A 22,158-nucleotide genomic window follows, 5' to 3' on the forward strand; every position below is an offset into this window, starting at 1 on the left:
TTTGCTTTGGTCGTGCACGGGGGTTCAAAACGAATTTAAGAGCAGTAAGCCAAGTATTCTGCAAAAGAGCGGAATATTATGGCTGTTGACTTTCCAAAACGGGTTGTTCATGGAGGTACGGGAAAGCGACAGCAGGAAAAAACAAGAAAAAAGGTACTGGATTTCAGCGCGAGTGTCAACCCGTTTCCTCCAAAGTTCTCCTGGCATTGCGATCCCGATCTCCTTGCCTCCTACCCGGATGATTCTTACTATGAGCTTAAGGATCGGATCGGACTGATCTTCCATCGCAATCCGGAAGAGATCTGTGTTGGCAACGGATCTGTTGAGCTCATACGGGTGTTCTGTGCCGTTGAGCTGGGGCGCCTCGGTTCCAGAAAAACATTCTCCATTGAGCCTCCCACTTTCGGTGAGTACGAGTTGTCCGCAAGCCTTGCCGGGGGGAAACGGAGTATGGATCCGGAAACTGCCGATATCCGGTTTCTCTGCAACCCCAACAATCCCACCGGTTCGCTGCTCGCAAAGGATGCCGTGCTTGCCCGTCTCGATGTTGCAAAGAAATGCGGCAGCATCCTTTTCTGCGATGAAGCGTTTATCGAATTGTCCCACCCGGAAGCGAGCATTGCCGATATTTCTGATCCCCATCTTTTTGTCCTGCGATCTCTGACAAAATGCTTTTCCGTGCCGGGAATCCGGTTCGGGTACGGGTTTGGCGATCCCGGGCTTGTTGAGCGGATAGAGACCGCCCGCTCACCCTGGACCGTGAACTCCTATGCTGAAGCCTATGCACTTGAAGCGCTCCTCCACATGGATGATTTGGCCGATTCACGGAAACGTATTGAGCAGGAGCGCAGCTGGCTGGAACAGGAACTGGCGGCACTGGGGCTCGTAAGCTACCCGTCTTCAGTAAATTACCTCCTCGTTGATTGCAAAAAGGACGTATCAACGCTCTGCGGGGAGTTATCCGGGCGGGACGTTCTTGTCCGGAACTGCACATCGTTTGGCCTGCCAACCTGTATCCGGGTCGCGGTCCGGACCCGGGATGAGAACCGTGCCCTATCCGAGGCGCTGGCTGCATGTATGCACTGATTATGGCCGGCGGAGCCGGAACCCGTCTCAACCTTGGCGAGAAACCCCTCATCAATATCTGCGGTCAGCCCATGATCGCATATGTCATCGATGCGTTCCATAATGCGGGCTGCACGGTTATCGTAGCCGCGTCCCCCAAAACCCCCATGACCATAAACTGGTGCCGGGCCCGGGATATTCCCTGGTACAAAACCCCGGGTGCAGGTTATGTGGAGGATATGGTCGCGATCGTGCAGGAACTCGAAGTACACGATCCCCTCTTTGTCAGCGTTTCCGATATTCCCTGCATAACAAAAGAGATCATTCAACGGATCCGCAATTCGTACGCGGAGAACCGCAAAGATGCATTGTCTGTCTGGATTCCTGCCGAGCGAGTGACGTCCTGTCGCGGCGGTATGCCCTATCGTAAAACCATCGCCGGGACTGAAGCGTGCCCTGCCGGTGTGAATATTCTTCGCGGGGACCGGATCCAAAAGGAACAGGATGAGTTTTCCCTGTTGTTCGATGAACCCCGGCTGGCCCTGAATGTCAATACCCGGGAAGATCTTGCCCGGGCCGGGTTATTCCTGGAACATTCCTGACTCCTTTTGTTCCCATTGAACCGGCTCCAATCGGTTTCATTTTGTGACACTCGTTCCAAAATACGGGTAATTCTGACGTTTTTTAGACAATGCATATAAATGTTGATCACAAATATCTACAATACTATGGGCGAAGCGCAGGAGATAGAGCTGAGAGGTCATATCATCGACTCAGGAATCATGACCCAGCTCTTCGACCGGGTTATGGATATGGGCGGGAATTTCGAGATCCTTTCCTTTGAAATCGGCAAGAAAAAGACCGACCCGAGTTATACCCGCCTGCGGATCAATGCCTCTTCAAAAGAGAAGCTTCGCTCTATCCTCTCCGAAGTCCACCGTCTCGGCGCCCGCCCTGTTGAAGTGAAGGATGTCCATCTTGAGGCAGCTGAAGCCGACCGCGTTGTTCCCAAGGGGTTTTACACCACATCCAACCATCCCACCCAGGTTAAGTTTGGGGGGGAATGGATTGATGTCGCGGCAATCGAGATGGATTTTCTCGTTGTTGTTGATCCTGCAAAGAAAACCGCAACTGCCAAGGCCCTCGGGAAAATACAGAAAGGCGATATGGTTGTAGTCGGGGAACAGGGCGTGAGTGTGATCTATCCCGAACGGCCCCGGGAACAGAGTACGTTTGAGTTCATGCACGGGACGGTATCTTCCGAGCGCCCGAGCGAGACCCTGATTGCCAACATTGCAAAAGAGATTCTCGGGATCCGGAAATATGGGGGAAAAATAGCTGTTGTCGGCGGGCCGGCGATCATCCATACCGGGGCCGACAAGGCTCTTGCCTCTATGATACACGATGGTTACATCGATGTCCTCTTTGCCGGTAATGCTCTTGCAACCCATGACATTGAATATAACCTCTATGGCACTTCTCTCGGAATGGATATTTCAACCGGTAACCCGGTGATGGGCGGGCATAAGCACCACCTCTATGCCATCAGTGAGATTATGCGGGCCGGCTCTATCAAAAATGCCGTTGATACGGGAGTTATTACTGACGGCATCATGTACGAATGTGTCAAAAACAATGTTCCCTTCGTTCTTGCCGGATCCATCCGGGATGACGGGCCGCTGCCGGATGTTATCCAGGATGTCATGCAGGCACAGGATGCAATGCGGAAACATATCGAAGGGTGCAGCATGGTGCTGATGATTGCAACGCTTCTTCACTCCATCGCTGTCGGAAACTGCCTGCCGTCAAGTGTAAAGACGGTCTGCGTTGACATCAACCCTGCCCACCTTACGAAGCTGATGGACCGGGGAACCACCCAGGCAATCGGGATTGTGTCCGATGCCGGCACGTTCCTTCCACTGCTGGCACAGCAGCTCAGGATCCAGAGCCACTCGGAATCCGGGAATTAAACCCCTTTTTTTCTGCGGGACCTCTCCCGTGATTCCTGTTTCAGTGCCCTTTTTTGCTGTTGTCCGGTGGCGATGTACCTGCGTGCGGGTGTATTTCTGCCTCGATGAGAAAAACGACCCTGTTAAAACGCATAGGAATAAGGGTTCGTGGTCCGGGTTTGAACCGGATTGATTCGTGTCTGTTTCTCCAGAGCCCTTGCTTTACAAGGCATCTCCTGAAAAATAATGAGATCATTTTTGGTTATTTCAAAAAAAGTGAAGAGAAACGAACGGGTAAAAATTCCCGTGTTCACCGCGTCAGTGGCATGCAGTACGGTTTCTCATTTTCAAGAACATATTCCCATTCGTTTTTACAGGTGCATTCTGTTTCTAAAAGAGCATTAATCAGCTCGCGATCGGCATTGAGGGAATAATCCCGGATCCCCTTCACAAGCTCGTAATCGCATTTCCCGCAGTTGTGCGGCCCGCGTTTCTGGCCACCCCCAAGGGGATCGCAGGTCATATGTACCGGGGAAGCCTGGAGGTGGGTAAGGATGCTCCAGAGATAGGGCGGGCGGTATGCTCCCCGTTTCCAGTAGAATTCGAGTTCGGTCTTCCGCTGGACCGTGCAGGGGTTCATGGAGATGATCTCGGCATGTTCTGCGGCGTCACGAATGGATTGTTTCATATCGTCAAACGCTTCTTTCTCTGTCAGGAAAAGCGGTTTGTGCAGGAGATAGGCCTTCACCCCGGCACCGGCTGTATGGGCAATCCGTGCCGCGTCCTTGAAATCCGCAAACGTGAACCCTTTACGGATGCATTTTTCCCGGATTTCATCATTGCTCGTCTCAAGACCCACGGCACAGTAGAGCGGCATCTTCCAGCTGCCGTCATCGATGGTTTCGATGAACGGGCGGAGGGTTTCTTCACGGATGAATTCCGGCCGGGTCTCTGCAATGACGAGCTTGCCACAAAACGCCCCGGCAATGTCGGCAAGAAATGCCGGTGGCACTTCCGCGGGGTCAAAAAAACTTCCCGATGTGAATATCTTGATCATCCGGAAATCCGCGACATTGTATTCAGCAAGAACCCAGGCAAGCTGGGCCCGGAGGTGCCCGAGCAGGGCTTCTCCGGACTGTTCCCCATACCGCTCGTTGCGGTAACTGCACATCCGGCATTTCGACCAGGTGCAGCCAGCGGTTTTAAAAATAACTGTAAGGCAATCGAGCAATTCCTGTCCGTGCCGCTCGGATCCTTTCCACGAGGCCAGGGGTTTTTCCAAAAATTCAGAAATCATTAACATCCTAATAGTTGATCTTGTATGATGAAAAAGTTCGTCCTGATCCTGATGGGCCTTTTCTTTCTCATTGCCGGCGTATCGGCCTACCAGGTCAGCATTGATGCCCCGGAAACGCTGGCGGTGGGAAAACCCCTCATTGTGACAGGAACGACTACGTTTGGCATTGGGATGCCTATCGATGTGGTCCTTTATTATCAGCTGACTGCAAGCTCGGAGATCCAGCGGAAGATCGTCTATGTCCAGGAGGACAAGTCTTTCCGGGCAGTCTTTGATACAACCCGCCTCAAAAAAGGGATGTATAAAGTTGAGGTTCCGGGAAGCGGTCTTGGCAATTCGATAACCATGCGCCTTGTCCAGCTGGTTGACCGTTCGGATGAAATTTTTATCTCATCCCCTAAAACACAATACTACACCGGAAAACTCTACCTTGCCGGAACCATCAAGGACGATCTGAACTCCGGTATCCAGATCGAAGTTGTTGGATCGGACAATTCTGTGGTTTTTGGTCCTTCCTATGTGAAAACCAATTATGCCGGGGATTTTGCGGTTGATGTTCCGATTCGCGGCCCCGGTGATTATGAGATAAGTTTCACGGACGCAAAAGGATACCTTGGATCACGAACGATTACTGTGCTCGGAGAGCGCCCGTCTGTTTTGGCAACCGTTGGTGAAATCCCTACTCCCATTGCAGCACTGGCATCTGCACATGCCAAGGCGTCACGGGACCATCCGGCATACTTTGTGGTCAGGACCGGGTCAGGGCCGGTGACCCTGTATACGTCGTCATCGATCGACTGGGTTATTGAGTACATTGACGAGAACGGGATCCTCTTTCAGGTCAACGACCAGGGAGAGTTCAATCCTGAAATGGCCGAGCTTACCGGAAAGAACACAACCCTCTATATGAAAATTTATCCCTATAAATCCGGGATAAGCGGGGATATGTTCCTGTTTGGCGAGAATGTCCAGTCCGTTGCTGTCAGCCCGAATGTTCCCGGTCCCTTTGCCGCAACCGAAACCCCGCAGTCCTCTTCAACGCAGAAATCCTCTCCTGCGGGCATATACGCGGTTATTGCAGCCTGCCTTGCGATGATCGCGGTGAGCCGGTTGCGTTAACAGGGCCCCTCTTTTTTTCGCCCGCAATAAGAAGCCTTTTTTATATCCCAGAGCCAACATATGGAGCACTGCCGGGGTAGTCTAGTCCGGGAAGGCGGTAGCCTTGAAAGCTACTGGTGCCCTGCACCTCAAGAGTTCAAATCTCTTCCCCGGCGTAAGGTTCGGAGGTTCTGCGTGCCTCCCTGTTTTTTGGATTATTTTTCAGGATTACCGGTTGTGCATGATGGCCGGATTTCGGGTACGATTGCGGTGTCTATCCTCAATAACGGGCCTGGTGAATGGGAAGTCCATGTCATCCTTTGCCCTCGCGCTTCGGACCCATATCACTGTTTTTATGTGGTTGAACCGCCCAAGTTACTGGATAGATATTCAGAGGATCTTCGATGTGTGTTGCAGTTCCCGCAGAAGTGCTTGAAATCCGAGATGGCAATATCGGACTGGTGGATTATGGCGATCTCAAGCAGGAAGTCCGTCTTGATCTCGTTGACGTGAAAGTCGGAGAATATGTTCTTGTCCATGTCGGGTTTGCAATCCAGCGCCTCTCCCGCGAGGAAGGACTTGAGACCCTCGAGATCTTCAAGCAGGTGTACGCGGCGCTGGAGGAATAATGCACGAATACTCCATTGCGTATGACCTGTATGCAACTTCCCGCAAGGCCGCGATCGACAACAATGCCCGGCGCGTAAAAAAGGTCAGCGTTGAGATGGGGAAGATGGCGATGGTGAACCCGGAGCAAGTGACGTTCCTGTTCGATACCATCAAGGAAGACGATCCCTTGTTCAAAACGACCGTGCTCGAATGCCATGAGGTAGCACCCCAGTCAAAATGCATCTGCGGGTATACCGGCGATGAAATTTTTGTCTGCCCGAAATGCGGGGCACTACCGGAACTCGTCAAAGGCCGGGAAATTGTTGTCACGAATGTTGAGATTGAGGTGGAGGATTAGATGAAAGTCAACATGATGCATGGCGCCGGTGGCGAAGTGATGGGGGAACTGTTGCAGACCTTAACAAAATTCCGTCACAACAATGCCGGCGGGATCGGACTCGAGGCTATGGATGACGGTGCGGTAATCCCGTTCAATGGCGCAAATCTCGTCTTCACCACAGACTCACACGTTGTCCGGCCAATCTTTTTCCCGGGCGGGGATATCGGCAGGATCGCGGTCTCGGGAACCATCAATGATCTCGCCATGATGGGAGCCTCTCCCATTGCGCTTTCCTGCGGCATGATCATTGAGGAGGGGTTCGAGATCGAGGACCTGGCCCGGATCGTTGCCTCCATGGACGAAGCCCTTGGGGAATGCGGCGCAAACCTTGTTACCGGCGACACGAAAGTCATGGAACGCGGGGCTCTTGACGGCATTGCGATCAATACTGCCGGTATCGGTGTGGCGAAGACGGTTGTCCGCGACAACGGTCTTGTCCCCGGGGATGTCATCATCGTCTCCGGCACCCTTGGTGATCACGGGCTTGCCATTATGGCCCACCGGGAAGGGTTCGATCTTGGTGAGCAAATCAAGTCCGATGTAGCCCCGCTCTGGAAGATGATGGAGAAGGTCCTCGATGCAGGGACCATCCATGCCATGAAGGATCCCACCCGCGGCGGGTTTGCCAATGCCATCAACGAGATGGCGAGGAAAAGCGGCGTCTCTGTACGTGTGCGGGAAGATGCGATTCCGGTTCGCAAGAATGTCCGGAGTGCGGCGTCAATGCTCGGCATCGATCCGCTCGAAGTGGCAAATGAAGGAAAAGTGGTCATGGGTGTTCCGGCATCCGATGCGGAAGCGATTCTTGCGGCCCTCCGCTCCCATCCGTACGGAAAGGAAGCAACGATCATCGGAAAGGTTGTCGCGGGCTCCCACGTGATCATGGAGACAACAATTGGTGGCGAGCGGTTCATTGAACCTCCGATGGGCGACCCGGTGCCCCGGGTCTGCTGAACAGATCCGGTCATTCCCGGATATTGCACACCGGCGTGTCCGGTTTGAGTGAAAAAATCCCCTCTCTTTTCTCCTTTGCGATGAACGCCGGCAAATCCTGCGGGGCTCCCCACCCACTGATTTATGGGAAAAAAACTTGTTTTTTATCGGAGTGACCCTGATATGGGTCTGCTCTCACCTATTTTGTATCACATCCCTGACGATTGAATGTTAAAAAAAATTATACCACATGGAGATCAGCCACCAGAGGAAACATAACAGGATGGTCATACCGATGAGACTGATAATTATCAGCCCCCATCTCGGGTGAAGAGGCTTACCGCACCTCATGCAGGTTTTTTTATTTATCTGGTTTTCCATGTTGGCCCTGCAATGAGGACAGACCTGCTTGATCTCCATGTAACCCCTTGGGTCAATCGCGGCTAACCGTTTCGTCTCACATTTGTTACAGAACGATGAGGCGTCATGAGTGATTTTAGCGCCACAGGATTGACAATATTTTACCATCACATATCATTTTCCTCCTCTCCTTTAAATGGATGCGACGGCTATTTTTTGAAGGTTCACGAAATAAGACCGTCTGACCGGTTTTCTTGATCAGCAGAAATTTTTTATTCCGTTCCTCCAGAAGAACCTTCCTCCCGCAGGGAAACAAACCGGTTGTTAAAAAAACTAGAGTAATGTACTATTCCAGCCCCTTAATTCAGGAAGGATTTACGGAGTGAAAAAAGGTAAAAAATGCATGCCTAAAATTTAATGCAAAAAAGTAAATTCGTTTTGGAGCGGAAATACTGACGCTCCAGGGGCTTCGCCCCGCCGCTATGGCGCCCCGGCTGCGATAGTGCTGTATTACCTGAATCGGGATTTTTGGTAATACCGAGGAATCGCATGCGCCCCCGCCCCCAATGGGGGCAGGGCTGGCGCAAAGGGGGGGGCGGACTATTGTAAAGGATAGATGTCAGGGGCTGGATTGGCACTTTACCCAAAAACTATACCGGTTTTACCTGCCGAAATGTCTCACGCGGTGCATGGATGACAAACCGTGCACCTTTTCCGCAGGTTCCCGTTTCGGTGATGGTGAGGTTGGTTATAGCCAGGATCTCGCGGGTGAGAAAGAGGCCGAATCCGGTATTCTTGAAATATTCCCGGCGGAAAATTTTTTCTTTCTGGGGGTCAGGAATACCTGCTCCGTTATCCTCGAAGATGATATCCGCCCCGTCGGCTTCCTCTTCCGACCAGATGGTGATCTCCGTTACATGTTCGCCATGCCGGAGCGAATTATCGATCAGGTTGTAGAACACTTTTTCGAGAAGCGGATCAGCATAGACCTCAATGGGTGTGAGGTTTACCTGGATGAATACCTTTCTTGGGTCGATGGTTGCCGAGGCAAGGGAGATTATTTCTGCAATATTCTGCCACTGCGGTGAATGCACCCCGATATTCTGGTAATCGCGGGTGAATAGGATCTGGCTGCGGATGGCGCTTGCTGCCGCTTCTTCTTTTTCTATGTACCTGAGCATATTCGGGTCGGTCGTGTCCTGGCGGGAGAGCTCAAGGTAGCCTATCAGTGCCGTGAGCTGGTTGAGTATGTCGTGGCGGGTAACATTGTTGAGCAGGTTGAGTTTCTTGTTGGCCTGGGTTATTGCGTCCTGCCAGAGCTTGTTGTCGGTAATGTCGACTGCGGTGCAGATGACCGATGGTTCCCCGCTTTCTGCCGCAGAGACCAGCGCCCATCGCAGGCTCTTGTCCCATGCCTGGAAACGGACTTCGATATCCCCGACCCGGTGAAGATCCCGGACTTTAGCTATGAATGCGTCGCGCTCAGCAGCATCCGGTATCAGATCGGGTAAGGATTTTTTCAGGAGGTCTTCGCTATCATACCGTATGATCTGGGCAAATTTCTTGTTGGCTTCCCGGATCCTGAGGGTTTTCCGGTCATAACTGAAGACGCCAGCCTGAGAATTATAATACGTTCCGCAGGTCCGTTCCCCCTCTTTCCGGTACACCTGGGCATAGGTAGAGATGAGGACCCCGAGAGAGACAAAGATATAGAACCAGACGGTTGCAAGGGTGTACGTCCGCATGTCCGGAAGGCCGATGAGGAAGACAATCGCGAAGTATATCCACCCGATTGCAACCGTTCCGTAAATTGCCAGTCTTGGTTGGGAGAATGCGAGCAGAACAATAGGGATAAGGTAAAAATAGGGAAAGACCTCGTAGATACCCCGGTGGAGGCTGACCCAGGTGATGACCCCGGCTGCGATGACACTTACTATGATGCAGATATCGTAGATCGTCTGTTTTTTTGGGGAAAGCGGTCGCATAAGTTGATTTCACCATCAATCCGGGTGTACGGGAATCCGGTGTCCTGTAATCAAAAGAAGCGATCCACGGTAATAAATGTATAGACCGGAATTCCAGTTTTTTTTATACTCGGTGCCCTGTTGCTGCAATTGCATTAGAGAATATATGATATAAGGAGGTCAAGGGCGGCAATTTCCGCTTTTCCCCCGCACTTTCTGACAATTCCTGCGTGGTAGTCAATGAGCTTCTTAAGCTCGGGATCGCGGTTTTTGGCATATCGTGTAGCAGAGACCGTTGCATCAATGATGCTGTTGAACCCCCGGTTGACCGGGTGGATTGCCAGGTTCTCTATTATCTCTTTTTCGAGCGTGAGCGTAACGGCTACCGACTCCTTTGACCGGTGACCGATGGAAACAGAAAACGCAGCCCATGCATCGGCAGTCGCAAGCCGGAGCATAGTTTTGCCGGCAACCGGTTCCCGGATGAAAGCATCAGCAGGAAGATCCCCGAATGCTGTTTTTACGTACAGCCGGGGATCGTACACAAAATTGGCCACAATCCAGAGATCGCGTTCAATGTTTTCTGCAGTGTGACTGCCGGAAAAGAGCACCATCGTGGCTTTCCCGTCCCGGTAATGGATCCCCATGGGTGCGGCATTCGTTGCGGTCGTGGCAATCACTTCATTGATGCCGCCTTTCAAGAGTCCCATTTCCACCCCTCGCCAAGTGCAATGAAGATAGCCGCAATGGTGATGTCGGCAATGGACCCCGGGTTGATATCGTTCCTGATGCACTCCTCGTCAAAATCCTGTATGGACCTGCGGCCTTCAAGGACTTCCCGGGCAGATTCCATTGTCCGCATTGCCGTTTCCCGGCCATGCTTTTTGAGGATAAAGGTGTCCGGCTCGGTAGAGAGCAGCGTCATGAACATGTTGACAATCGACGCCCGGCCGGGTCCGAACTGTGCGAGCAGGTCAGCGCCCCGTCTCGTGAGGGGAAACCCTGCAACCCATTCTCGGGCAACCATGTCCTGTGGCGCTGAGTGCTGCATGACATCGAGAAGGTTCATGTCCCGGTCCCGGATCAGGGTTAAGGTATGAGGATCATTGACATCTAGTTCATCCGTTGCGTTCATCTTCACCGAGGTCATGGCAAACGCTTTGTAAAATGCTATTGCATCGGACGTATCGGTCTTGGAGATAGCCGCCATTGCACCCGGGATATCTTTCCCGTACACGAGCGGGATTAAGAGAATAAACGCCCCGAAATGAGTATTTCCGCCCGAGTGGCAGTTGGTATCCCGGACGGCGTGCTTGATGATCTCGCCGATCCGCCCCTTTCCGGTCTCGGCTTCTTCAAGAGCCGGGCGGGCGTAGATGACCGAGGCCAGAAAATGTTCAAGGCAGGTCTCGGGATAATCGTGACACCGGTCAACGTTACCCGGCTTGGGGTAGGCGCAGACCTCCAGCATCATCGCCAGTTGCGCCCGTTCAGCGGCTTTCGTCAGAAGGAACGTCATGGAAAACACGACCCATTATCGTATCTGAAAGATCGCGTTTCAGGCGCATATATTCTTTCTTGGAGATACCTGTCTGCTTAAGGGTCATATCCCGGAACATGCAGGGCGATGATGTCTTGCAGCACCAGGCAAGGCTCCCGAAACAGGTCTGTTGTCCCCCGTCAAGGAGTGTTCCTTTTACAGAATTCAGTTTCAGCGCTATGTAATCATCCTTGGGTATGCCCATGCGGTTAAGTGCCGGGATAAGGGGGCACTCTTTTACCGGCATGCAGCAGAAGGTCAGGGACCGGATATCCCCGCCCCGGCAGAGCTGCTTGGGTGAGTTGTACCAGCCGTCCTCATCGGCATAGCGGGTAATCGCAGCATCGAGACCGGAGAGTGTCCGCTCGTCCGCATTGCGGGCAAGCGAGACCATGTCAGCACCGTGGGAGAGCATCTCCCGCATCCGGTCAAAGGTATTGATGGCGTTGTTGGCGATAATGAGGAGCGGGACACTGTTCCGGATCTGACGGAGTTTTGCCGAGCCGGAATCCATAAGATCGATATGCAGAATATCTGCCCCGGCCGCCCAGAGGTTACGGGCGAGAACCCGGTCGTCCTCTGCAACGCCGACCCGGATTTTTACAGAAACGGTCACGCCTTTTGCCTTGAGGGCCCGGACAATTGCAGTGAGTTTTTGCTGGTTTTTAAGGTAATATTCCCCGCAGCCCGCATCAACCATTGCCGGCTGCCGGCAGTGGGCGTCGATCTCGTACACAACGCTGTCACCGAGTGCATCTGCAACGGACGCGAAGGCTTCGGGCGTTGTTCCCCGGAGGTTGATTGCGGGAATTAGCGTGCTTCCGTCAAGGATGGCGATCTGCTTTTTGAGTTCCCCGACCGGATCCTCGCAGAGGAATTCCTTCCGGTCCCCCCCGGCCGCTACTGCCTTTGCCGCCTTCATGGCTGGTTCATCGATGGAATAGCCCCCGATGAACGCGATACCTGCGTGAGGTGCGCGTTCACGTGCGAAGGCACCGTCAACGATACCGGCCATTGATGCAATCGCTATGGGTGTCCTGACAACCCGGTCATTGATGAGCAGGCCGAAGCGCTCGAAAGCATCCATCATGAGTTCATATCTGTTGAAAGTGCCGGAACAAATTTCTTTGCATATCGTATGCCGAAAAAATGTCGTTTTATTTCTCTTGTGAGGAGCCGGCATGAGAACCATTTGGTAAGAATTTTTAACGTTCCCGGTAATACTCTTTGTTATATGAGTAAGAAGGGAATGTTACTCGTAGGACACGGAAGCACGATGCCCTACAACCAGGAACTCGTCGAGAAAACCGCCGCATTCATCAAGGAAAAAAATGCGGGTTTCATTGTAAAATGCGGTTTCATGAATATGAATAAACCCTCGATCAAGGACTCGCTCGAAGCCTTCCGGCACGAGCAGATCGATTCTCTTGTCGTGGTTCCCCTGTTCCTGGCAAAAGGCGTTCATATTGAAAAAGACATTCCCGGTGAGATTGGCCTTCCGGAAGGGGTTAAGAAAGGCAGCTTTTCCCTTAATGGCAAATCCATTCCCCTGGTCTACGCCGAGCCCATTGGCAGCGACCCCCTGCTTGCAGACCTGATGGTGAAGAACGCGACAAAAGCGCTTTCCCTCATCTGAACTTTTTTATGCACATCCTGGTTCTGGACTCTATCCATGGCGGGGATGCAATCGGGCGAGCACTGTCTGCCCGTGGCGATGACGTTGATATTGTCGATGTTTACCGGGGAGCGGGTGCTGTCAGCGTAGAAACGGCCGAATCGCGTTCCTATGACCTGATCATAGCCCCGGTTCATCTCGACCCGGATCATGTCCTCCTGAAAAATGCAAAAGCCCCGGTCATCTCCCACCATGAAGCGGTACGGCAGCTGCTGGGCAAATCCACACCCCGTCCCATGATCGAGATCACCGGATCCCGGGGAAAAACTACTACTGCCCATGCCCTGGCCTCACTCATTCCCGGCCGGGGCATTCTCCATACCTCTTCCGGGACCTACCGGTTCCCGGAAAAAGCATTGATCTCGCGTACCAGTATTACGCCGGCCTCGGTCCTTCACGCGGCCCGTCTCGCCCGCGGGATTGATGGCTGGCTCATAGCCGAAGAGTCGCTCGGGGTCACCGGGGCTGGAACGCTTGCGATCATAACTTCGGATGAGGATTACTCTTTTGCAGCCGGGAAAAAACAGGCAGTGGCTGCCAAGGTGGCCTCGGCAGAGTTTTCAAACACGGTTCTTATTACCGGCAATCTCCCGCGAAGAGACCGGCCCGGCATTGTTCATACCGATGATATCGCTGCATGCAATGGCATGGAATGCCGATTATCCCATAATGGCAGGATATACCGGTTCAGCAATTCCCTCCTTCTTCTCTCCTCATACAAAACCCCGCTCGTTCTTGCCGCTGCCGCTGCCGTGCTTATGGGGTTTAACCCCTCCCCTCTTTCCTCCTTTGCCGCGGTTCCCGGCCGGATGTCATCGGTATATGAAAACGGCCGGCTTGTTGTCGATAACTCGAACAGCGGGACCAATGCAGAGACCACCCGGGATGCGGTCCGGTATGCCCGGACTCTTGCCGGAAACCCGGATGTCACCCTTGTTATCGGCAAGGCCGGGGGGGACGGGGCGGTCTGCGAAGGATTCCCTCCCGCACAGATCCTTTCGGCAATCGAATCCGTGCAGCCGGCCCGGGTGATCTGGGTTGGGGATCTTCCCGCCCGGGATAGTCCGGAATACAACCGGCTGGCGCCGTTCCTCACGGCCTGTGCCCGGAATCTTGAAGAAGGCTATTCCCTTGCAAAGGACAAACCTGATCAGGGTTCCATAGTCCTTGCAGTAAAAACCTGGAGATGAAAAAACCATGAAATCCATGCACCCCCGGCCCAGTTCGATCGTTGCTGCCCTGTACACGGCCCGCGATCTCAAGGTAGATGTATCCATCCTGCACGGCCCGTCCGGCTGTTCGTTCAAGCACGCCCGGCTTCTCGAAGAGGACGGGATGCGGGTCCTGACCACGTCCCTTGCCGACAACGAGTTCATCTTCGGCGGCCAGAACCCGCTCGAAGAAGTGCTCCGGTATGCCGAGGATCATTTCTCGCCAAAGCGTATCGCGGTCATCGGTACCTGCGTCTCCATGATCATTGGCGAGGATCTCCAGTCCGCCATTGATGGGGCAGGCATCACGACGCCGACCATTGCCGTTGATATCCATGCGGGCTACCCGGAGAATATCGCCGGCGTGCTGCGGACGCTGGAAGCCGCAGCGGAAGCCGGGTGGATCACTCCTGAAGAGATGATCCGGCAGCGGTTCATGATGGAGAAGGCAAACGAGGTGGAGCGGCTCCGGGGGGCTGCCTGCAAGGCCTACATCGAACCGTCCCGCGGCGATCTGAAACATGTTGCTGCCACGCGCCTCCTCGGACTTGCCCGCAGCGGAAAAAAAGGTGTTGCGATCCTCAACGCGAAGAAAGAGACCGCGTACATGTTCTCCGATGCGCTCATCGCGCTCCACGAGGTCTGTCCCGGGGCGGATATTGTGTACATTGCAAATCTCGACCAGCGGGGACTTCCCAAAGTGCGGGCGGATGCACAGCGGATCCTTGACGAGATGACCTCCCGGGGTGTAACTCCCCGGCTTTTTGGGGCGCTGGACGAATACGGGGCAAACGGGGAAGGCTTAGGAAAGCTGCTCGCGGAGATCAAGCCGGATTTTGCGCTCATAACCGGCGTCCCCCATTCCATTCCTTCGGAATATACTGATGGCATTGAATGCTTCTCGATCACGAACGGGCCCCGGCAGGTGGAACCGCTCCGCGATCTCGGCCATACGCACGTGATGGTGGAAGTGGATCTGCACCCGAAGACCCTTGGGGTGAGGGCCATCGTGGAGAGTGAGTTCGGCGCCGTACTGCGGAGCCTGGTATGAAACAGATCCTCATCTCGGGTGATCGTTCCGGCAGCGGCAAGACAAGCATCACGCTTGCGCTTGCGGCCCTTCTCTCAAAAACCGACCGGGTCCAGACCTTCAAGGTGGGGATGGATTACATCGACCCCTCGTACCTTTCGGCAGTTTCCGGCCGGCCCTGCCGGAACCTGGACAGTTTTGCTCTCTCTGCGTCGCAGGTCAAGGATATTTTTGCGTTCGGGTGCCGGGACGCGGATATCGCCATCATCGAAGGAGTCCGGGGTCTGTACGAAGGGGCCGAGGCGCTTGACGATACGGGCAGCACCGCAGCAGTTGCAAAATCCCTTGATGTCCCGGTGGTTCTCGTTGTTTCTGCGCAGAGCATCACCCGCAGTGCGGCAGCGGTCGTGAAAGGGTTCCAGGCTTTCGATCCCGGTGTGAGAATCGCCGGGGTTATCCTCAACAACATCAAGGGGGAGCAGCACCGGAGAAAGGCGCAGACCGCGATCGAGCATTACTGCGATGTCCCGGTAATCGGGGCAATCCCCCGGATGGAAGAGATGCAGCTTGCCATGCGCCATCTCGGCCTTGTCCCGTACCGCGAAGGTTCCCGGAGCGGGGAGTTCGAGGGCCGGATAAAGACCATCACGGACCTTATTGCCAACTATGTGGATCTCGATGCATTCCGCTCGCTCATGAAAGATGCGCCGGTATCATCCCCCCCTGCATCCGTTTTTGACCAGAAGCGCGAACAGGATGTCACCATCGGCATTGCCCTCGATGAAGCGTTCAACTTCTATTACGCGGATCTTTTCGATCTTCTTCATTCTCTTGGGGCATCATATGTTCCGTTCAGTCCGGTTCACGACCTGCTGCCGGAAGCCGATGGGTACATTTTCGGTGGGGGCTACCCGGAGCTGTTCACGGCTGAGCTGGAGAAGAACGACCGGATGCGGGAGGCCGTCCGGGAAACCTCGCGGAACGGGACACCGGTGTACGCTGAATGCGGGGGCCTGATGTACTTAACCGACCGGATCCGGTTGAAAAAAGGCTGGCACGATCTGCCGGAGGATACGGGTTATTCTATGTGCGGCGTCTTTGCGGGCGAGACCCGGATGCCGGCCCGGAGGGTTGTGAGCTATGTCGAGGGACGTTCTTCTCCGGATTCACCCTTTGGTCCTGCAACGTTCCGCGGGCACGAGTTCCACTATTCGGACGTAGTGCTTGATCCGGAAACGAAATTTGCCTACACGCTCTCGCGGGGTATCGGCATCCGGGACAATCTCGATGGGGCGGTCATAAAAAATACGCTCGGGAGTTACACGCACCTCCACCCGGTGGCAAGTGCCGGCATGTTTGCGTATTTTGTCGAATTGTGCCGCAGGACACAATCGTAAAAAATAATCAGAACATCACTGGCAGTGCGTTTTAAAAATTTCGGTTATCTCTCTTTTTGCCAACAGCGCGAATAATTCTGAATGTGCTCCCGGTCTTCCTGACCCCCGGTACGTTCATTCCCGCAGTAATTTGCCCCCCTCTTCAAAATCCACGACCCTGTCAACAAACGCCGACATCTGGGCAAGGATGAGCGGGTCCAAGCCTTTCTCCACGCAGAGGAAGATGCCGGATATGTCGGAGAGCTTGAGCTTGTTCACGACAAAATGGAGAAACCTGGACGCGGTGGCTGTCGGGATATGGATGAGCAGCATGCTGACGGAATCGAAGATGATGCATTTTTTCGTATCCGGCATCTGTTTCAAAAATTCCGTTATTGCAATGCCGAGGTCCGTGAGGTTCGACGGATTGGTCACGTACCTGACCCGTGGCCCGGGAGCCGGGGTTCCCCCGGAGTACTGGGTTACCGCATCCACGACATAGAATTTCTCCTGTCCGATCCCTTCCCGGGCATAGGTCTTTACCATCACTTTGTACGGCTGGTTGACGGTGATTATCAAGGGAGTGCACCCGGATGAGATGGTCTTTTTCAAAACCGCCAGGGTCATATCGTGGACCCTGTCCGGTTCTGCCAGCATCAGATAGAGCTGGCTTTCATTGTCATTGAGGATGAGAGAATCCGCTCGCAACTGCACTCACGTCCCCACAAAAAAATCCCGTAAATGATCCGGGATCTCTATCCCCCGCTCTTTGATGGCCTGCTCGCTCAGTTCCTCAAGGGTTTTTACCATCCGGGCAATGTTGTTGGCATGCATCTGGAGCTGCATCCGGATATCTTCAGCATCGTAGTCACCGCTCTTTGCCCGGTCTGCGAGCACCTGGAGATTCTGGCGTGTCAGTTCGAGTGGTTTATGGACCCGCATGACCGACTCGTTCATGAACGCGATTAAGGCAACTTTCCGGTCCTCGGATTTTTTCCGGTCAATGATATCGACAAAACTCTCGATTAAGTATTCCTTGCCATTGATTTTTGCTTTGGCAACCGTTTTGAGGATCGGGATTCGTTCTCCTCTGGCATTGATCAGCACCCGCTCCATATTGTGCACATCCTTGTGAAGATCGGTTATCGGGCACTCCCCGCATTTGGCCGGGCAGACAAATTCATGGCAGGTATTTCCGAGCAACTCTTCCTTTGTATGGCCGAGCAGCGCGATCGCAATCGGGTTGGCATCGATAATCTTGTGCTCTGCGGGATCAACAATGAGAATCCCGGTCTGGATCTTTTGAAAAACCGTCCTGAAAATATCATCCCCTTGGGATATCTTCGATTCCGCACTATCAGAAATAAGACCTTTTACGGGAGATGACATATCGTATACCTCTTGTGAACCCTGTCTGATTGCTGCGTTCCGTTACGATATCAATTTTTGTACGCTTCCGTGAATAAAAGAATAAACTACAAAACCCCGGGCGCCCCACACACCTCTATGATCATTTACAAGGATGGGAACTACCTTCCGGAAGAGCAGGCACGGATCTCAGTTTTCGATCACGGATTCCTGTACGGTGACGGCGTGTTTGAGGGCATCCGCTGTTACAATGGCAGGGTGTTCCGGTTAAAGGAGCATATTGACCGGCTCTATGATTCCGCAAAGACCATCGATCTCCAGTGCCCGATAACAAAAGAGGAGATGACGGAAGCCATCTGCGAGACACTAAGGAGAAACAATCTGACCGATGCCTATATCCGGCCGATCGTTACCAGGGGTGTCGGCGATCTCGGTCTCGATCCCCGTAAATGCAAAGTTGCATCGGTGATAATCGTCGCGGTCACCTGGGGCGCAATGTACGGCGACCTGTACGAGAAGGGGCTCAGGGGAGTCACGGTCTCTATCCGGCGCAACCCGGCAGAATGCCTCCCGCCCAATGTGAAGAGTCTCAATTACCTCAACAACATTCTTGCCAAGATCGAAGCGAACTACAAGGGCGGGGACGAGGCAATCTTCTTTGACACGAACGGGTACCTTTCCGAAGGATCGGGCGACAACCTGTATATTGTCAAGAACGGCGAGATCCTCACGCCGCCGACCCTCAACAACCTGCGCGGGATCTCCCGGATGGTCCTTTTAGAGATTGCGCGGGCCCATGGTATCCCGGTCAAGGAACAGAACCTCGGGTACTTCGATATCTATACTGCCGATGAACTCATCTGCACGGGCACTGCGGCAGAAGTGGCGCCGATCACCTGGGTGGACGGTCGCACTATCGGTTCGGGAAAGCCAGGACCTGTCACCATCCAGCTGATGGCCGCGTTCAAGACCGTTACTGCGAATGAAGGATATCCCATCAACAAGAAATAATTTTTTTAAAATTTGCCGGCGGGCAGACTGGAGGGAATTCCTTATCTGTAGTATCCCTGCTCATGGTTATCTCTCAAGACAATGTGGATCAGGACTGCGCAACGCAAAACCCGGTATGATGTTGTCCGGAAGGGATCCGGCCCGGAGAACTCCCAACGATCCCGGCCGGTTGCTCAACATTCAGATATGAAAGAAAGGTGAAAATCTGCCAGCGGTTATTCGAAAACCCCGGAAACGTATCGGGGACATTATCCGGTAACCCCATTTTCAGGGTTCTTTTTATTCTCCCCCGGATATATGACCTCGTTATCCGCGTCCGGCGGGCATTTACGGCTCACAGATGGGGTAACGATGGTGGCGAAAATCACCCCGATTGGAACACCATTACGGTGCCTTCTGCGAGGTCGTTTCCAGGCAGATTTTGGCAAACGGGGCGATATTTGGGCACATTTTCCACAGGAACCGGATCCGGGCCCAATCTGCTGTCCACCACAACGGCCCGAACGGGCTGGAACTCTAACAGAGCCCTGTGCGGGCTTATTTGGGCATGGGGGCGGTGCGGGGTTTCGGGGTGTTGTCGTGAGGGATAGAGCATGGGGATATTCTCTATCAGAGATATCCCACGTTCGGGAGTACCCCCCCAATCTCTGCGTATAGGGCTCCGATTGTCCGGTTTTTCGGATCCAGAGGTCATAATTCGCGAAAATGGGGGAGAGTTTCGATTATTTTTGATTGTTTTTACGTCGGAGAGTGGGAGGTCATATGTAGCCATATTACAGCGGGCGATCTCATCTCCGGACGGGCTCTTGTCCGTGAAGAATATTTCCCGTCTCCTGCCCGGAAAAATCCCCCCCATCGCGATCCCCTCCGTTTCAACGCCATTACCAGCCTTTCCGTCGGAGAGCATACCTGTCAGGCCAGATCATGGGCTGTGACCCGTAAAACCCCGTAAAATGCCCGGTTCTCCAATCCGGGCATTTCCGGAAAACGGCGTAAAACACCCGGATTCAATTGGGGTAAGAATGGGGTTCGGAATGACCCGGCGGGGTCATTCCTGGGTTTTCAGGATCTGGGTGAATTTTCGCGTTAAAAAAACCGCCACGCTTAAGGTCGAGGGTCCGGAAAAGATGCCCGCCAAAACGCAATACGGTGCCCCGGAACGTATTATATGGTCAAAAATTCTGGCGTATTCTGGCAATCGGGGCAATATCCAATGAGATTCTCGGTTAATAATCGTGGGTTGGCGCAGGATCTTCCTGCCGGGGGATTTATCGTGCAACGATCGTCCCTGCATGCGCGAGTGGGCCCGCCCCTGTTTTCCGTCACCCGCCGGGCCCTTCCTCTTCCATAACTTATTTATGACGGTACGTGAAACTAGATAGAGCAACGCGCTGCTATAGTGTAGTCCGGCCAATCATGCGGGCCTTTCACGCCCGCGACTGGGGTTCGAATCCCCATAGCAGCATCCTGTTCTCGTGGATCGATTCTCTCACTGTTTTCAGAAGAGCGAGAGCCAGTACTTACCCCAACGCACCATTTTTTCTGAATGTGCTTTTCATCAGTAAAATTTTTTCATCGATAAAAAAAAGAAAATTACGGTTTTGCCATATTCCGGCACAGCGATTGTATCTCTCCAAGTGATGCGATCACATCCGAAAAACCTGTTGCGGATTTACCGAATGCAACTGCCTGGGCAGTCCGGTCGTTTTCCAGCACGCCACGGTTATGCCACCAGACTGCTTCCCAGTAACGATCCTCGGCCGCAGCATACCTCCTGGCTATATCGGGATCCGGATTGTTTCCCAGCACTTGTAAGGTCTTCCAGAAACCGGCGTCAGCATCCGTCCGGAGTCGATATACCATAGTTTCAGGTTTTTTACTGATCGTGTAATTGATGTACGTCCCAGTCTGGCCGGCTGCTCTCGCACCCCAGTAAGGCATGCCGGGATTTCCGGTACAGACTGATACAATATTCTCCTCCGGCAGGGCAATGAGGGAATAGGTGGATGCAACATTGTCGGACCGGAAGCGGTTGATGGTATTGGTGCTCCAGGGATCATTCATGTGCCATTGCTTTCCATCCCACCAGTTCCTCAGCGAAAGAATATTCCTGGCATTCCCGAAATTGAAATTCCCGGTATTGTTCCGGATCTCTTTTTCAACGGTAATGTAGCGATAATAGGTTGACGGGTAGTAAACTTCAGCGTCCCAGATCTTCTGGGAGGGTTTCATGACCGGGTTCCGGTAATGGTTGGTTGCAATGAGGTAACTGCCATTGTCCGGGGACCGGATTGCCGACCGGACCCGGGTAGCTTCAAGCACTTCAGCGTTCCCGGACGTATCGGCCAGGAGCCGGTTTAAGGAAAATCCCCGGGTCATGGAGAGAAGCTCCTGTTCTGCTTCCGGAACCGTTGCGGCGGTCATGCCAACATACGGGATCTCGAGAAAACCGGAGATTCCCGGACCGAGATCTCCTTTGCCGTCAGAGGGGGCGGTGGAAAGGAAATAGACCAGCCCTTTTTCATTGACTACGGCGTTGGAGCCGAGTCGCCCGGCTCCGGCTGGGATCAGGGCCGGGTACCCGTTTTCCGGATACATGGCGAGCAGGACTTCATAGCTGTTTGCAGGTACCTGGAAATAATCAAAATTGACCCCGGCAATCATGCCGCGGTTCGTGACATTGCCATAGGCAGCAAATGCCGTGCAGTGCTCCTCCGGAACAGGTCCTCCCCGTCCCCCGTAATAGGACATCACGATGGGATCTACCGGGCTGAAAGATATGCCCTGGTCGTTCATGGCATCCGACATTCCCAAAAAAAATGCCGGGAAATCAAAAGCCGTGAGTTCGGAAGAGATATAGGATTGCGAGATGCTGCAGTTGTCCCGGATCTCGGCATACGAATTCTTCGAAAGAGCAGTTGCCCATGCCGCATCCCTTGTGATTGCAATATATTCAGGGGCCGCAAGGCCGTACTGGTATCCCATCTCGTACGGGCTTCCCTGCAGGACAATGACGGGCATGATACCCGGTGGCGGGACATAGGTCTTTGAGACCGGACCCTGTACCGGTGTTGTTTTTACACCCGTCCCAAGAGGGAGGCCAAGGCACGACGTGATACTGCACGTTCCGGCAGATTTGCTGACAGATCCGGTTTCTGTAACCGCTGATACGGGAGAGAGCAAAACGAGCAGGGCGATTATGATGAGGCAGGTAAAAAGAAAAAACCGGTTGCGTGATCGAACCATGATTAAACTCCATTGTAGTGGCTGAT

Annotated in this window: 20 protein-coding genes and 2 tRNA genes; 14 read left to right on the forward strand and 8 right to left on the reverse strand. The window is 53.5% G+C overall.

The annotated features are described in order from the left end of the window. Positions 1 to 78: 78 nt before the first annotated feature. From WC598_RS10420 to WC598_RS10430, 3 genes are all read left to right on the forward strand, one after another. Positions 79 to 1,086, forward strand: a complete 1,008-nt coding sequence (locus WC598_RS10420) for a histidinol-phosphate transaminase (protein WP_372961434.1) — start codon at positions 79 to 81, stop codon at positions 1,084 to 1,086. Next, on the forward strand, positions 1,074 to 1,667 hold the full coding sequence (locus WC598_RS10425; RefSeq protein WP_372961435.1) for an NTP transferase domain-containing protein: 594 nt from the start codon (positions 1,074 to 1,076) through the stop codon (positions 1,665 to 1,667). The genes WC598_RS10420 and WC598_RS10425 overlap by 13 nt, the downstream gene beginning before the upstream one ends. Positions 1,668 to 1,793: 126 nt before the next feature. Next, the gene (locus WC598_RS10430; protein WP_372961477.1) at positions 1,794 to 3,035 is read left to right on the forward strand and encodes a TIGR00300 family protein; all 1,242 of its coding nucleotides are present in this window, start codon (positions 1,794 to 1,796) and stop codon (positions 3,033 to 3,035) included. Between the two features lie 289 nt (positions 3,036 to 3,324). On the opposite strand, the gene WC598_RS10435 is transcribed toward WC598_RS10430, so the two are convergent. After that, positions 3,325 to 4,311: an archaeosine biosynthesis radical SAM protein RaSEA gene (locus WC598_RS10435; protein WP_372961436.1), complete on the reverse strand. Its 987-nt coding sequence runs from the start codon at positions 4,309 to 4,311 to the stop codon at positions 3,325 to 3,327. A 24-nt stretch (positions 4,312 to 4,335) separates the two neighbouring features. Here WC598_RS10435 and WC598_RS10440 point away from each other — a divergent pair, with 24 nt between their 5' ends. From WC598_RS10440 to hypE, 5 genes are all read left to right on the forward strand, one after another. Continuing rightward, positions 4,336 to 5,430, forward strand: a complete 1,095-nt coding sequence (locus WC598_RS10440; protein WP_372961437.1) for a hypothetical protein — start codon at positions 4,336 to 4,338, stop codon at positions 5,428 to 5,430. Positions 5,431 to 5,500: 70 nt separating this feature from the next. Further along, positions 5,501 to 5,585, forward strand: a tRNA-Ser gene (locus WC598_RS10445). 228 nt (positions 5,586 to 5,813) lie between these two features. Continuing rightward, positions 5,814 to 6,038, forward strand: coding sequence for a HypC/HybG/HupF family hydrogenase formation chaperone (locus WC598_RS10450; protein ID WP_320160664.1), 225 nt, complete (start codon positions 5,814 to 5,816; stop codon positions 6,036 to 6,038). Then, entirely contained in the window at positions 6,038 to 6,376 is a 339-nt protein-coding gene (locus WC598_RS10455) for a hydrogenase maturation nickel metallochaperone HypA (RefSeq protein WP_372961438.1), read from the forward strand. The genes WC598_RS10450 and WC598_RS10455 overlap by 1 nt, the downstream gene beginning before the upstream one ends. Continuing rightward, a complete protein-coding gene (hypE, locus tag WC598_RS10460) occupies positions 6,377 to 7,372 on the forward strand; it encodes a hydrogenase expression/formation protein HypE (RefSeq protein WP_372961439.1) in 996 nt (331 codons plus the stop codon). Between the two features lie 989 nt (positions 7,373 to 8,361). Here the strand turns inward: hypE and WC598_RS10465 are convergent. The 4 genes from WC598_RS10465 to WC598_RS10480 all read right to left on the reverse strand — a co-directional run bounded on the left by WC598_RS10465 (position 8,362) and on the right by WC598_RS10480 (position 12,305). Then, positions 8,362 to 9,696: an ATP-binding protein gene (locus WC598_RS10465; RefSeq protein WP_372961440.1), complete on the reverse strand. Its 1,335-nt coding sequence runs from the start codon at positions 9,694 to 9,696 to the stop codon at positions 8,362 to 8,364. A 134-nt stretch (positions 9,697 to 9,830) separates the two neighbouring features. Beyond that, the gene (locus WC598_RS10470; protein WP_372961441.1) at positions 9,831 to 10,385 is read right to left on the reverse strand and encodes a DUF447 domain-containing protein; all 555 of its coding nucleotides are present in this window, start codon (positions 10,383 to 10,385) and stop codon (positions 9,831 to 9,833) included. Then, entirely contained in the window at positions 10,373 to 11,194 is an 822-nt protein-coding gene (locus WC598_RS10475) for a triphosphoribosyl-dephospho-CoA synthase (protein ID WP_372961442.1), read from the reverse strand. The genes WC598_RS10470 and WC598_RS10475 overlap by 13 nt, the downstream gene beginning before the upstream one ends. Then, positions 11,166 to 12,305 (reverse strand): methanogenesis marker 9 domain-containing protein, encoded by a 1,140-nt coding sequence (locus WC598_RS10480; RefSeq protein ID WP_372961443.1) that lies wholly within the window; start codon positions 12,303 to 12,305, stop codon positions 11,166 to 11,168. The genes WC598_RS10475 and WC598_RS10480 overlap by 29 nt, the downstream gene beginning before the upstream one ends. Before the next feature lie 144 nt (positions 12,306 to 12,449). Between WC598_RS10480 and cfbA the strand changes: the two genes are divergently transcribed. Genes cfbA through cfbB form a run of 4 tightly spaced genes read left to right on the forward strand, consistent with a single transcriptional unit; the run spans position 12,450 to position 16,528 of the window. After that, on the forward strand, positions 12,450 to 12,851 hold the full coding sequence (gene cfbA, locus WC598_RS10485) for a sirohydrochlorin nickelochelatase (protein WP_372961444.1): 402 nt from the start codon (positions 12,450 to 12,452) through the stop codon (positions 12,849 to 12,851). 8 nt (positions 12,852 to 12,859) lie between these two features. Then, positions 12,860 to 14,080, forward strand: a complete 1,221-nt coding sequence (cfbE, locus tag WC598_RS10490) for a coenzyme F430 synthase (RefSeq protein WP_372961445.1) — start codon at positions 12,860 to 12,862, stop codon at positions 14,078 to 14,080. A gap of 7 nt (positions 14,081 to 14,087) precedes the next feature. Continuing rightward, positions 14,088 to 15,152 (forward strand): Ni-sirohydrochlorin a,c-diamide reductive cyclase catalytic subunit, encoded by a 1,065-nt coding sequence (gene cfbD / locus WC598_RS10495; RefSeq protein WP_372961446.1) that lies wholly within the window; start codon positions 14,088 to 14,090, stop codon positions 15,150 to 15,152. Further along, positions 15,149 to 16,528, forward strand: a complete 1,380-nt coding sequence (cfbB, locus tag WC598_RS10500; RefSeq protein WP_372961447.1) for a Ni-sirohydrochlorin a,c-diamide synthase — start codon at positions 15,149 to 15,151, stop codon at positions 16,526 to 16,528. Before cfbD ends, cfbB begins: the two co-directional genes overlap by 4 nt. Positions 16,529 to 16,642: 114 nt before the next feature. On the opposite strand, the gene WC598_RS10505 is transcribed toward cfbB, so the two are convergent. Together WC598_RS10505 and WC598_RS10510 are read right to left on the reverse strand one after the other, a co-directional pair. Beyond that, on the reverse strand, positions 16,643 to 17,215 hold the full coding sequence (locus WC598_RS10505; RefSeq protein ID WP_372961448.1) for a hypothetical protein: 573 nt from the start codon (positions 17,213 to 17,215) through the stop codon (positions 16,643 to 16,645). A gap of 6 nt (positions 17,216 to 17,221) precedes the next feature. Beyond that, positions 17,222 to 17,896: a PAS domain-containing protein gene (locus tag WC598_RS10510; protein WP_372961449.1), complete on the reverse strand. Its 675-nt coding sequence runs from the start codon at positions 17,894 to 17,896 to the stop codon at positions 17,222 to 17,224. 117 nt (positions 17,897 to 18,013) lie between these two features. On the opposite strand from WC598_RS10510, the gene ilvE reads away from it, so the two are divergent. Further along, complete coding sequence (gene ilvE, locus WC598_RS10515) at positions 18,014 to 18,886, forward strand: branched-chain-amino-acid transaminase (RefSeq protein ID WP_372961450.1); 873 nt, start codon at positions 18,014 to 18,016, stop codon at positions 18,884 to 18,886. Positions 18,887 to 20,276: 1,390 nt separating this feature from the next. Beyond that, positions 20,277 to 20,351 (forward strand) — tRNA-Glu (locus tag WC598_RS10520). Positions 20,352 to 20,479: 128 nt separating this feature from the next. Here WC598_RS10520 and WC598_RS10525 read toward each other — a convergent pair. Beyond that, positions 20,480 to 22,132: a C45 family autoproteolytic acyltransferase/hydolase gene (locus tag WC598_RS10525; RefSeq protein WP_372961451.1), complete on the reverse strand. Its 1,653-nt coding sequence runs from the start codon at positions 22,130 to 22,132 to the stop codon at positions 20,480 to 20,482. Between the last annotated feature and the right edge of the window lie 26 nt (positions 22,133 to 22,158).

It is taken from the genome of Methanoregula sp. (assembly GCF_041645475.1).
GTDB lineage: Archaea > Halobacteriota > Methanomicrobia > Methanomicrobiales > Methanospirillaceae > Methanoregula.

Bases quoted from the DNA above. Each gene is read 5' to 3' on its own strand.
- WC598_RS10420 (WP_372961434.1), top strand. From the start codon at position 79: ATGGCTGTTGACTTTCCAAAACGGGTTGTTCATGGAGGTACGGGAAAG.
- cfbA (WP_372961444.1), top strand. From the start codon at position 12,450: ATGAGTAAGAAGGGAATGTTACTCGTAGGACACGGAAGCACGATGCCC.
- cfbE (WP_372961445.1), top strand. From the start codon at position 12,860: ATGCACATCCTGGTTCTGGACTCTATCCATGGCGGGGATGCAATCGGG.
- WC598_RS10455 (WP_372961438.1), top strand. From the start codon at position 6,038: ATGCACGAATACTCCATTGCGTATGACCTGTATGCAACTTCCCGCAAG.
- WC598_RS10475 (WP_372961442.1), bottom strand. From the start codon at position 11,194: ATGACGTTCCTTCTGACGAAAGCCGCTGAACGGGCGCAACTGGCGATG.
- WC598_RS10440 (WP_372961437.1), top strand. From the start codon at position 4,336: ATGATGAAAAAGTTCGTCCTGATCCTGATGGGCCTTTTCTTTCTCATT.
- WC598_RS10480 (WP_372961443.1), bottom strand. From the start codon at position 12,305: ATGATGGATGCTTTCGAGCGCTTCGGCCTGCTCATCAATGACCGGGTT.
- WC598_RS10430 (WP_372961477.1), top strand. From the start codon at position 1,794: ATGGGCGAAGCGCAGGAGATAGAGCTGAGAGGTCATATCATCGACTCA.
- WC598_RS10465 (WP_372961440.1), bottom strand. From the start codon at position 9,696: ATGCGACCGCTTTCCCCAAAAAAACAGACGATCTACGATATCTGCATC.
- cfbB (WP_372961447.1), top strand. From the start codon at position 15,149: ATGAAACAGATCCTCATCTCGGGTGATCGTTCCGGCAGCGGCAAGACA.
- WC598_RS10435 (WP_372961436.1), bottom strand. From the start codon at position 4,311: ATGATTTCTGAATTTTTGGAAAAACCCCTGGCCTCGTGGAAAGGATCC.
- WC598_RS10450 (WP_320160664.1), top strand. From the start codon at position 5,814: ATGTGTGTTGCAGTTCCCGCAGAAGTGCTTGAAATCCGAGATGGCAAT.
- WC598_RS10510 (WP_372961449.1), bottom strand. From the start codon at position 17,896: ATGTCATCTCCCGTAAAAGGTCTTATTTCTGATAGTGCGGAATCGAAG.
- WC598_RS10425 (WP_372961435.1), top strand. From the start codon at position 1,074: ATGTATGCACTGATTATGGCCGGCGGAGCCGGAACCCGTCTCAACCTT.
- WC598_RS10525 (WP_372961451.1), bottom strand. From the start codon at position 22,132: ATGGTTCGATCACGCAACCGGTTTTTTCTTTTTACCTGCCTCATCATA.
- cfbD (WP_372961446.1), top strand. From the start codon at position 14,088: ATGAAATCCATGCACCCCCGGCCCAGTTCGATCGTTGCTGCCCTGTAC.
- ilvE (WP_372961450.1), top strand. From the start codon at position 18,014: ATGATCATTTACAAGGATGGGAACTACCTTCCGGAAGAGCAGGCACGG.
- hypE (WP_372961439.1), top strand. From the start codon at position 6,377: ATGAAAGTCAACATGATGCATGGCGCCGGTGGCGAAGTGATGGGGGAA.
- WC598_RS10470 (WP_372961441.1), bottom strand. From the start codon at position 10,385: ATGGGACTCTTGAAAGGCGGCATCAATGAAGTGATTGCCACGACCGCA.